At 72.8% G+C, this 9,959-nt stretch carries 10 protein-coding genes and 1 pseudogene; 3 read left to right on the top strand and 8 right to left on the bottom strand.

Features of this window, described 5'->3' with window-relative positions; all coding sequences use genetic code 11:
* From ACOJUF_RS01125 to clpS, 4 genes and pseudogenes are all read right to left on the bottom strand, one after another.
* Window positions 1–123 (bottom strand): annotated as a pseudogene (locus ACOJUF_RS01125) (molybdopterin synthase sulfur carrier subunit); the annotation flags it as partial.
* Between the two features lie 101 nt (window positions 124–224).
* On the bottom strand, window positions 225–635 hold the full coding sequence (locus ACOJUF_RS01130; protein WP_420120024.1) for a Mov34/MPN/PAD-1 family protein: 411 nt from the start codon (window positions 633–635) through the stop codon (window positions 225–227).
* A 53-nt stretch (window positions 636–688) separates the two neighbouring features.
* Window positions 689–1,234: a DUF2017 domain-containing protein gene (locus tag ACOJUF_RS01135; RefSeq protein ID WP_420120025.1), complete on the bottom strand. Its 546-nt coding sequence runs from the start codon at window positions 1,232–1,234 to the stop codon at window positions 689–691.
* Between the two features lie 3 nt (window positions 1,235–1,237).
* Window positions 1,238–1,525, bottom strand: a complete 288-nt coding sequence (gene clpS, locus ACOJUF_RS01140; protein ID WP_420120032.1) for an ATP-dependent Clp protease adapter ClpS — start codon at window positions 1,523–1,525, stop codon at window positions 1,238–1,240.
* 161 nt (window positions 1,526–1,686) lie between these two features.
* On the opposite strand from clpS, the gene ACOJUF_RS01145 reads away from it, so the two are divergent.
* Together ACOJUF_RS01145 and ACOJUF_RS01150 are read left to right on the top strand one after the other, a co-directional pair.
* Entirely contained in the window at window positions 1,687–3,015 is a 1,329-nt protein-coding gene (locus ACOJUF_RS01145; RefSeq protein WP_420120026.1) for a nicotinate phosphoribosyltransferase, read from the top strand.
* Window positions 3,016–3,105: 90 nt separating this feature from the next.
* Entirely contained in the window at window positions 3,106–3,732 is a 627-nt protein-coding gene (locus ACOJUF_RS01150) for an isochorismatase family protein (protein ID WP_420120027.1), read from the top strand.
* A gap of 6 nt (window positions 3,733–3,738) precedes the next feature.
* Here ACOJUF_RS01150 and ACOJUF_RS01155 read toward each other — a convergent pair whose 3' ends face one another.
* Window positions 3,739–4,776, bottom strand: a complete 1,038-nt coding sequence (locus ACOJUF_RS01155; RefSeq protein WP_420120028.1) for a LacI family DNA-binding transcriptional regulator — start codon at window positions 4,774–4,776, stop codon at window positions 3,739–3,741.
* Between the two features lie 166 nt (window positions 4,777–4,942).
* Between ACOJUF_RS01155 and ACOJUF_RS01160 the strand changes: the two genes are divergently transcribed.
* Window positions 4,943–6,862, top strand: a complete 1,920-nt coding sequence (locus tag ACOJUF_RS01160; RefSeq protein ID WP_420120029.1) for an alpha-amylase family protein — start codon at window positions 4,943–4,945, stop codon at window positions 6,860–6,862.
* A 3-nt stretch (window positions 6,863–6,865) separates the two neighbouring features.
* Here the strand turns inward: ACOJUF_RS01160 and ACOJUF_RS01165 are convergent, their stop codons facing one another.
* The 3 genes from ACOJUF_RS01165 to ACOJUF_RS01175 all read right to left on the bottom strand — a co-directional run.
* A complete protein-coding gene (locus tag ACOJUF_RS01165) occupies window positions 6,866–7,714 on the bottom strand; it encodes a peptidyl-tRNA hydrolase (RefSeq protein WP_420120030.1) in 849 nt (282 codons plus the stop codon).
* A gap of 13 nt (window positions 7,715–7,727) precedes the next feature.
* Window positions 7,728–8,927, bottom strand: a complete 1,200-nt coding sequence (serB, locus tag ACOJUF_RS01170) for a phosphoserine phosphatase SerB (RefSeq protein WP_420120033.1) — start codon at window positions 8,925–8,927, stop codon at window positions 7,728–7,730.
* Between the two features lie 3 nt (window positions 8,928–8,930).
* Window positions 8,931–9,959: cytochrome c oxidase subunit I (locus ACOJUF_RS01175; RefSeq protein ID WP_420120031.1), on the bottom strand; the 1,029-nt coding region annotated here is incomplete at its 5' end.

The raw sequence follows: 9,959 nt of genomic DNA on the forward strand, positions 1-9,959 counted from the left end.
CCCGGTGTAGCGGCTGTCCAGGTCGGAGATCACCTCGGCCAGGGTGGAGCCCTCGGCGGAGACGGTCTTCTCCCCCTTGGTGACCGGACGCAGGATCGTCGGCACGGACACCGAAACGCTCATCGGGTAACTCCTTGTTCAGCCCTGCGCCGCGCGCAGGGGTCATCGCCAGTCGGATCGGATCAATTGTGACGGACGCGGCCGCCCCCTCGTGCAACGTCGGGTCAGGCCGGAATGATTTCCACCGGCTCCTCGGTGACCACACCGTCCACGATCCGGTAGGAGCGGATCTCCTCGCGGTCCGGTTCCCGGGTGGACACCAGCAGGTAGTGCGCCTGCGGTTCCCCGGCGAAGGAGATGTCGGTCCGGCTCGGGTACGCCTCGGTCGCCGTGTGGGAGTGGTAGACGACGACGACCTCCTCGTCCGCGGCGTCCAGTTGCCGGTACAGGCGCAGCTGCTCGCCGGAGTCGAACCGGTAGAACGTCGGCGATCGCTCGGCGTTGACCATCCGGACCAGGCGGGTCGGGGTGTCCGAGCCCGCTGGACCGGCGATGATGCCGCAGGCCTCGTCGGGGTGGTCCTCGCGGGCGTGGGCGACGATCTCGTCGATCATCGCGGCGGGGATGCGCAGCACCCGGACAGCGTAGTGGGCGGACCGGCGGGCCCGGGCCGTCCGGGCGGCCCCGGTCAGCCGTCCAGCATCGCGGTGACCAGCGAGTCCTGCACCGCGGAGAGCCAGCGATAGGTGACGTACATCGCGGCCTGCGGGCTCTCCGGGTCGTCCACCCCGGGCGGCGGGGTGTCGTCCTCGGTGATCTCCAGCCGGACCCCCAGAGCCAGCCGGACGTCGTTGAGCGCGGAGGTCCAGGCGGCGGCAGTGTCGTCGTCCAGGCGGACCGGGCCGCCGCCACGCGGCAGCGAGTCCAGCAGGGTGACCGCGGCGGCGTCCTTGGCGGCGATCAGGTCGGGCTCGTGCAGCACGCGCAGGCCGGACGAGAGCTGGGCGTCCTGCGCGTGGAAGTCGGGCAGCAGCCGGGCCACCGCCGGATCGGCCGGCTTGTCGGCCGGACCCATCGTCATGCCGGTCAGCTGGGCCAGCGGGTCGGTCGGGGCCTGCGCGCGGCGTTCGGCGAGCAGCTGGCGGACCTGGTCGACCAGGTCGGCGATCAGCGAGGCCTCGGCCGGCTCGAACGCGGCCGTATACCGGCCGAACCGCCGGTGGAAGGGGCGCACCGGTCAGCTGTCCCGCGCCATCGTCGCCCACAGGCCGGCCGCCTGGAGCTTGGCGACGTCGGCCTCCATCTTCTCCCGCGGGCCGCTGGACACCGTCGCCCGGCCCTTGTGGTGCACGTCGAGCATCAACGCCTCGGCCTTGGGCCGCGGATGGCCGAGCAGCTTCTGGAACACCAGGGTGACGTAGGACATCAGGTTGACCGGGTCGTTCCAGACGATGGTGACCCATGGCACCTCGGCCGCCGGCACCGTCGCCACCGTTCCGGTCTGCTCCGGCGCGGGCGCGGTCATCACCCCACCGGGCTCCGCGCTCATCACCGACCCGACCTCCGACCTGCCACCGGCACCACCCACACCGGTCATTTTCGCACCGATCCGGGCGCCGGCCAACGGCCACGACGGGCGTGTGCCCTTCCCCGCCCCGCCCCACCCGGTCGGCCTAGGCTCGGGTGATGCCTGCCACCGAAGGGTCCACCGACGGGTCCGCCCGGTCGACCGCCCTGTTCACCGACCGGTACGAACTGACGATGCTCGCCGCCGCGCTCGCCGACGGGACCGCGCAGCGGCCGTGCGTGTTCGAGACCTTCGCCCGGCGGCTGCCCGCCGGCCGCCGGTACGGCGTCGTCGCCGGCATCGGCCGCCTGGTCGACGCCTTGGCCGACTTCACCTTCGGCGAGGCCGAACTCGACCAGCTACGCCCGTTCCTGGACCGGGCCACCCTGGACTACCTGGCCGAGTACCGGTTCACCGGCGACATCGACGGCTATCCCGAGGGCGAGCTCTTCTTCCCCGGGTCGCCGGTGCTCACCATCACCGGCACGTTCGCCAACGCGGTCATCCTGGAGACCCTCGTGCTGTCCGTGCTCAACCACGACTGCGCGATCGCCGCGGCCGCGGCCCGGATGGTCTCCGCCGCGGGCGACCGGCCGCTGATCGAGATGGGCACCCGGCGGGCCCACGAGGAGGCGGCGGTGGCCGCGGCCCGGGCCGCCTGGCTGGCCGGGTTCGCGGCGACGTCCAACCTGGAGGCGGGACGGCGGTACGGCCTGCCGACCACCGGCACGGCGGCCCACGCGTTCACCCTGCTGCACGATTCCGAGGAGGCGGCGTTCGCCGCGCAGGTCGCCGCGCTGGGGGCGGGCACGACCCTGCTGGTCGACACCTACGACATCACCCAGGGCATCGAGACCGCCGTGCGGGTGGCCGGCCCCGACCTCGGCGCCGTCCGCATCGACTCCGGCGACCTGGCCGTGCTGACCCGGGCCGCCCGGCGCCAGCTGGACGGGCTGGGCGCGACCGGGACCAAGATCGTCCTGTCCGGCGACCTGGACGAGTACGCGATCGCGGCCCTGCGGGCCGACCCCGTCGACGTCTACGGGGTCGGCACCTCGCTGGTCACCGGCTCCGGGGCGCCCACCGCCGGGATGGTCTACAAGCTGGTCGAGGTGCAGGGCCGGCCGGTGGAGAAGCGCAGCAAGGACAAGGTCTCGCACGGCGGCCGCAAGTCGGTGATCCGCCGGGCCAAGGCCAGCGGGACGGTGACCGAGGAGGTCATCTTCCGCGGCACCGAGGACGACGCCCGGGCCGCGGCCGGGCCGCACGACCGCGTGGTGCCGGTCGCCCTCGTCCGCGCCGGCGAACCGGTCGCCGACCGGCCGGACCTGGCCGCGGCCCGCGAGCATCTGCGGCACGCCCTGACCACGCTGCCGTGGGAAGGTCTGACCCTGGCCGAGGGCGACCCGGCCATCCCCAGCACCCAGTTGACCGCACCGCCGAGCTGACCGCGCCACCCAGCTCACCGCACCGCCCAGCTCACCGCACCACCCAGCTGACCGCACCGCCCAGCTGGACCGCACCGCGAGGGAGACCCGTTGAGCACGCCCACCTGGACCACCGGAGCCGACCACGCCCTGCTGGTGGTCGACATGCAGCACGACTTCGGCGACCCCGCCGGCTCGCTGTACGTCCGCGGCGGCGAGGACATCGTCGAGCCGATCAACGCCGCGATCGAGGAGTCCCTGGCCGCCGGCCACCTGGTCGTCTACACCCGGGACTGGCATCCCGAGGTCACGCCCCACTTCGCCGAGCACGGCGGCCTGTGGCCGGTGCACTGCGTGATCGACTCCAGCGGCGCCGAATTCCTGCCCGGCATCAAGGTCGACGGGCCGGTCGTGCACAAGGGCTCCGGGCCGGAGGACGGCTACAGCGGGTTCTCCGTCCTCCACCTGCCCACCGGGCAGGACCGGGAGACCGAGCTGTCGGCCATCCTGGACGAGAACGGGATCATGGCCGTCACGATCGTCGGGCTGGCCGGCGACTGGTGCGTCAAGTCGACCGCGATCGACGCGGTCCGGCTGGGCTACCGGGCGACGGTGCCGCTGGCCCTGACCCGGTTCGTGGAACTGCGCCCCGGTGACACCGAGGCGGCCGTCGCGGCCATGCGTGAGGCCGGCGTCACGGTGATCGGGGACGTGACCGTGGACGTGGCCGAGGGCTGACCGGCCTCAGGCGAACGGGCCGGGAATCTCGCCGGACCCCCGGACGACCAGCTCGACCGGCAGCACGACGTCCTTGCTCAGGGGGGTGCCGGCCAGCGCCCCGAACACCGCCTGCGCGCCGATCCGGCCGATCGCCTCGGGGTCCTGGGCGATCACGGTCAACGGCGGGTCGATCACCTCGGCCAGGGCCAGGTCGTCGAAGCCGACCACCGCGATCCGGTGCTGCAGGCCACGGCGCCGCAGCTCGGCGGTGACCCCGACGGCCATCAGGTTCTGCGAGGCGAAGACGGCGCTCGGCGGGTCGGGCCGGTCGAGCATCTCGGCCATCGCCTGCTCGGCCTGGTTCGCGTCCCCGGGGCCCTTCGCCCGGCCCCGCCAGACCAGGGCCGGGTCGGGAGTCACCCCGGCCTCGCGCAGGGCCCGGGCCCAGCCCCGCTGGCGCTCCTCCGCGGTGTAGAGGCCGGGCCGGCTACCCAGGAAGGCGATCCGGCGGTGCCCGTGGGCCAGCAGATGGGAGGTGGCGTCGAAGCCGCCCCGGCCGTTGGCGACCCGGACGGTCGGGCTGGCCAGCTTGCGCGGCGGGCGGTCGATGAACACGACCGGCAGGCCGCGGCGGACCTCGGGTTCGAGGAAGGAGTGGTCGCGCCGGCAGGACATGATCACCAGGCTGTCGACCGCCCGGGCGAGCAGGCGGTGGATCAGCTGCTCCTCACGGTCCGGGTCGGCATTGGTACTGACCGCCAGGACCAGGCTGCCCTCGGCGCTGGCGACCCGCTCGACCGAACGGTTGAGCACGGCCGCGAACGGGTTGCTGACGTCCTCCAAGACCAGGCCGACCGAGGCGGACCGGCCGTCCGAGCGGCGCAGGGCATGGGCGGCGTCGTTGCGCCGGTAGCCCAGCTCGGCGGCCGCGGCCAGCACCCGTTCCCGCGTCTCCGGTGAGGCCCCCACCTCGTCGTTGATCACCCTGGACACCGATTTCAGGCTGACCCCGGCGGCCCTGGCCACATCGTTCATGGTCGGGCGGCGCAACCGCTCAGCCATCGGCCGGAGTCCTGTCCATCGACAGACTTTTTCATCCCCGGGCGGGGTCGGCCACCGCAGCCGCCCGGCACCCGGGGGACAAACCGATTCAGCATCGGCCTACCGGCGGCGGATGTGGGAACTCCCACACCCGGCCGCTCGCGCCGCGCTGCGGCACAATCTCGCCATGCGACCCGCTCCTCCCGCCCTGCACGAGCACGCCCGCGCCGTCCTGCACGACCAGCCCGCCCACCGCCAGGAGCTGTTCGACCTCCGGCTCGACCGCTGGTGGCAGGACCTGGACGACGCGCTGACCGCCGTCTACGGCGACCGGGCGGCCGCCCTGGAGCGCACGCTGATCGGGCTCGCGGCCACCGCCTTCGCCGACCGCGACGACGACCTGCACCGGCTGGACCTGCAGCGGACCCTGGACCCGGGCTGGTTCCAGGACGAGTCGATGCTGGGCTACGCCTGCTACACCGAGCGCTTCGCCGGCGACCTGGGCGCGCTGGTCGGCAAGATCGACTACCTGCGCGAGCTCGGCGTCACCTACCTGCACCTGATGCCGCTGCTGCAGCCGCGGGAGGGCGACAGCGACGGCGGTTACGCGGTCGCCGACTACCGCCGGGTGCGCAGTGACCTCGGCACCATGGACGACCTGCGCACGCTGGCCGGCGAGCTGCGCGCGGCGGGCATCAGCCTGGTGATGGATCTGGTCCTGAACCACGTGGCCGCCGAGCACGCCTGGGCACAGGCCGCCCGGGCCGGCGACCCGGCCTACCGCGACTACTTCTACATCTACCCCGACCGCACCGAGCCGGACCGGTTCGAGCGGACGCTGCCGGAAGTGTTCCCCGACTTCGCCCCGGGCAGCTTCAGCCACTCGGCCGACCTGGACGGCTGGGTCTGGACGACGTTCAACACCTGGCAGTGGGACGTCAACTGGGCCAACCCGGCGGTCTTCGCCGAGTACGCCGACATCATCCTGTTCCTGGCCAACCAGGGTGTTCAGGTGCTGCGGCTGGACGCCATCGCGTTCGTCTGGAAGCGGCTGGGCACCAACTGCCAGAACCAGCCGGAGGTGCACGCGATCACCCAGGCGCTGCGGGCGCTGGCCCGCATCGCCTGCCCGGCGGTGCTGTTCAAGGCGGAGGCGATCGTCTCCCCGCCGGATCTGGTGCACTACCTGGGCCAGGGCGCCCACCACGGCAAGGTGAGCGCCATCGCCTACCCCAACAGCCTCCTGGTGCAGATCTGGTCGATGCTGGCGGCCGGCGACGCGACGCTGGCCGCGCACGCGCTGCGGGCCATCCCCCCGGTCCCGACCTCGACCACCTGGGTCACCTACGCCCGTTGCCACGACGACATCGGCTGGGCCATCGACGGCGCCGACGCCGCGGCGGTCGGGCTCAACGGGTTCGAGCACCAGCGGTTCCTGTCCGACTGGTACTCCGGCGTCTTCCCCGGGTCACCGGCCCGGGGGCTGGTGTTCCAGGAGAACCCGGAGACCGGCGACCGGCGGATCAGCGGGTCCGCGGCCAGCCTGGTCGGGCTGGACGCGGCCGACTCGCCGGCCGAGCTCGACCTGGTGGTGGGCCGGCTCTACCTGGCCCACGCGATCATCATGGGCTGGGGCGGCATCCCGGTCATCTGGATGGGCGACGAGATCGCGATGTCCAGCGACCCGGACTGGGCGTCGGAGCCGGGCCACGAGAGCGACAACCGGTGGGCGCACCGGCCGCGGATGGACTGGGACCGGGCCGCACAGCGCCACGACCTGTCCACGGTGCCGGGCCGGGTCTTCGCCGGCCTGCGCCACCTGATGACGACCCGGGCGTCCCTGCCGCACCTGGAGGCGTCGGTGGCGGCCGAGCTGCCGGCGCTGTCCGACCCCGGCGTGCTGCCGGTGCTGCGCCGGCATCCGCTGGGTCCGCTGCTGGAGCTGTTCAACGTGACCGGTGGGTGGCGGGCGTTCCCGGGTCACCGGCTCGCCGAGTTCGGCCTGATCGGGGCGCGGGACGCGCTCTCGGGGGTGCAGATCTTCCCCGGACCGGACGGCAACGTGTGGCTGCACCCGTACGGGGTGCTGTGGTTGGTGCGGGACTGACGGTCACCCCGGGGCGCGGGCCAGCACCGTCACGGTGCCCGGTTCGACCTCGGTGAAGCCGGCGTCGCGGACGGCCAGCAGGCTCCGGCCGGTCCAGGCGCCGGCCTGGTCGGCCCGCAGCGGCGCACCCAGCTCGGCCCACTGCGCGTCGTCGACCCGCCGGACGAGCACGGGGTAGCCCGCGTCCCGCCACCCGGCCAGCCGCGCCTGGGCGCCGTCCCGCAGCAGCAGCGCCGCGGCGATCATCCCGGCGTGCCCGGCCTGGGCCATCGCTTTGCCGACCGTCATCGGCAGGCCGGTGGGCACCCAGAGCCGCAGGGCCCGGTCCGGTCCGTCCGGGCCCGGGTCCGGGTCCCGGTCAGGGGCTCGGTCAGGATCTCGGTCCGGAGCTCGGTCCGGGGCTCGGTCCGGATCGACGTCGGTGCCGCCGACCTGCAGCCGGGCGACCCGCGGGTCCAGCTCGGCGACCGGGCCCGGCACGAGCGCCCGCACCTGGGTGCCGGCGTCGTCCGCGCCGACGCCGGGCAGGTCCTGGACGGCCGCCCAGTGCGCGCCCCGAGCCCGCCGGGTGACCTTGCGGATGTGCCCGCGGACGTAGGCGGCGACGGCCTCGTGCCAGTCGCCACCGGGTTCGCTGCGCGGGTCCAGGCAGACGGCCGCGGCCGTCCCGGCGGCGAGCGCGACGGCCCGATGCCAGGACGGCGGGTCGGCCCGCTCCATCCGCAGGACCAGTTGCATGGCCCGGATGTCCGCCGCCGCCTCCTGGCGGTCCTGCCGGACCTCGTCCGCGTCCAGGCCGAGCCAGTACGCGTACCGCTCGGCCAGCGGGGCCAGGACGGAATGGTCGGTCATCGCGGGCTCCCGCTCACTCCAGCGGTACCCGGCGCAGGGTGCCGTCCTGCGCGTCGGCGGCCTCGATCTCGTCGCGGGAGATGCCCAGGATGAACAGCACCGGGTCCAGGAACGGCTGGTTCAGGGTGGTGTCGGCGTACCCGGCGACGACCGGCTTGGCGTTGAACGCGATGCCCAGGCCGGCCGCCGACAGCATGTCGATGTCGTTGGCGCCGTCGCCGACGGCCACCGTCTGGGCCAGCCCCACCCCGTGCCGGGCGGCGAACCGCTCGAGCGCCTGGGCCTTGCCGGCCCGGTCGACGATCTCGCCGACCACCCGACCGGTCAGCCGCCCGTCGACCACCTCCAGGGTGTTCGCCGCCGCGAAGTCCAGGTCCAGCTCCTTCTCCAGGTGGCGGATCACCTGGGTGAAGCCGCCGGAGACGACCCCGCAGCGAAAGCCCAGCCGCTTGAGCGTCCGGATCGTGGTGCGGGCGCCGGGCGTGAGCACCAGCGCGTCGGCGACCTGGTCGAGTACCGCCGCGTCCAGTCCCTCGAGCATGGCCACCCGGGCGCGGAGCGAGTCGGCGAAATCCAGTTCGCCGCGCATCGCCGCGGCGGTGATCTCCTCGACCTGCGCCCGGGTGCCGGTGTGGTCGGCCAGCATCTCGATCACCTCACCGGTGATCAACGTCGAGTCGACATCGAACACGATGAGCCGCTTGGCCCGCCGCGCGATGCCGATCCGCTCGACGGCGATGTCCACGCCGGCGGCCGCGGCGACGTCGACCACCGCGGCGCGCAGCGCGTCGTCGTCCGGCGCGCTGACGGTCAGCTCCAGGCCGGTGACCGGGTAGTCGGCGATCCGCCGGATCGTCTCGATGTTGACGCCGAGCGCGCCGAACCGGAGCGTCAACTCACCGATGGCGGCCGCCTGCAGGGGCCGGCCGAGCACGACGACCGCGTGCGTGGCGGCCCGCCGGACCTCGTCGGCGGGCTGATCCACGCCGACCCGGACGGTCATGTCCATGGCCCGCATCGCCCGCTCGACGTCGGCCTTGAGCGGCGCCGCGTCCTGGGCGGTCCGCACCAGCACGCCCAGGGTCAGCTGACCGCGGATGACCGCCTGGTCGATGTCCAGGACCTCGACGCTGTGAGTGGCCAGCGCGGTGAACAACTCACCGGTGACACCGGGCCGGTCGTGCCCGGTGACGGTGACCAGAACCGTGGACAGCGCTCACCCACCGAACGGAGCGGTGGACGAGCCGTTGCCGTCGCCCTCCGTGGGGATCTTCAGGTGCGGGCTCGCCTCGGCCTCGGCCAGCGCCTTCCAGCCCCGGTGCGGATGGGCCTCGGTCCGCATCCGCTCGACCATGTACGGGTGGTGCAGCTCGAACGCCGGACGCTCGGAGCGGATGCGCGGCAGCGACTTGAAGTTGTGCCGCGGCGGCGGCGAGCTGGTCGCCCACTCCAGCGAGTTGCCGTAGCCCCACGGGTCGTCGGCGGTGGTGATCTCGCCGTACCGCCAGGACCGGATCACGTTCCAGATGAACGGGATGGTCGAGAACCCGAGCACGAACGCACCGATGGTGGACACCGTGTTCAGCGTGGTGAAGCCGTCGGTGGGCAGGTAGTCCGGGTACCGCCGGGGCATGCCCATGTCGCCCAGCCAGTGCTGCACCAGGAACGTGGTGTGGAAGCCGATGAACGTGGTCCAGAAGTGCAACCGCCCCAGCCGCTCGTCCAGGAAGCGGCCCGTCATCTTCGGGAACCAGAAGTAGATGCCCGAGTAGGTGGCGAACACGATGGTGCCGAACAGCACGTAGTGGAAGTGCGCGACGACGAAGTACGAGTCCGAGACGTGGAAGTCCAGGGCCGGGGCGGCCAGGATGACGCCGGTCAGACCACCGAACAGGAACGTGACCAGGAAGCCGGCCGCGAACAGCATCGGGGTCTCGAAGCTGACCTGGCCGCGCCACATGGTGCCGATCCAGTTGAAGAACTTCAGACCGGTGGGGATGGCGATCAGGAACGTCATGAAGCTGAAGAACGGCAGCAGCACGGCGCCGGTCGCGAACATGTGGTGCGCCCACACCGCGACGGACAGCGCGGCGATGCCCATCAACGCGTAGACCATGCCCCGGTAGCCGAACAGCGGCTTGCGGCTGAACACCGGGATCACCTCGGAGATGATCCCGAAGAAGGGCAAGGCGATGATGTACACCTCTGGATGCCCGAAGAACCAGAACAGATGTTGATACAGGAT

It is taken from the genome of Nakamurella sp. (assembly GCF_048594475.1).
In the GTDB taxonomy this organism is placed as follows: domain Bacteria; phylum Actinomycetota; class Actinomycetes; order Mycobacteriales; family Nakamurellaceae; genus Nakamurella.

Coding starts and splice junctions, on each gene's coding strand:
- clpS (WP_420120032.1), bottom strand. CDS start 1,525: ATGACCGCGCCCGCGCCGGAGCAGACCGGAACGGTGGCGACGGTGCCG.
- ACOJUF_RS01145 (WP_420120026.1), top strand. CDS start 1,687: ATGCCTGCCACCGAAGGGTCCACCGACGGGTCCGCCCGGTCGACCGCC.
- ACOJUF_RS01155 (WP_420120028.1), bottom strand. CDS start 4,776: ATGGCTGAGCGGTTGCGCCGCCCGACCATGAACGATGTGGCCAGGGCC.
- ACOJUF_RS01160 (WP_420120029.1), top strand. CDS start 4,943: ATGCGACCCGCTCCTCCCGCCCTGCACGAGCACGCCCGCGCCGTCCTG.
- ACOJUF_RS01165 (WP_420120030.1), bottom strand. CDS start 7,714: ATGACCGACCATTCCGTCCTGGCCCCGCTGGCCGAGCGGTACGCGTAC.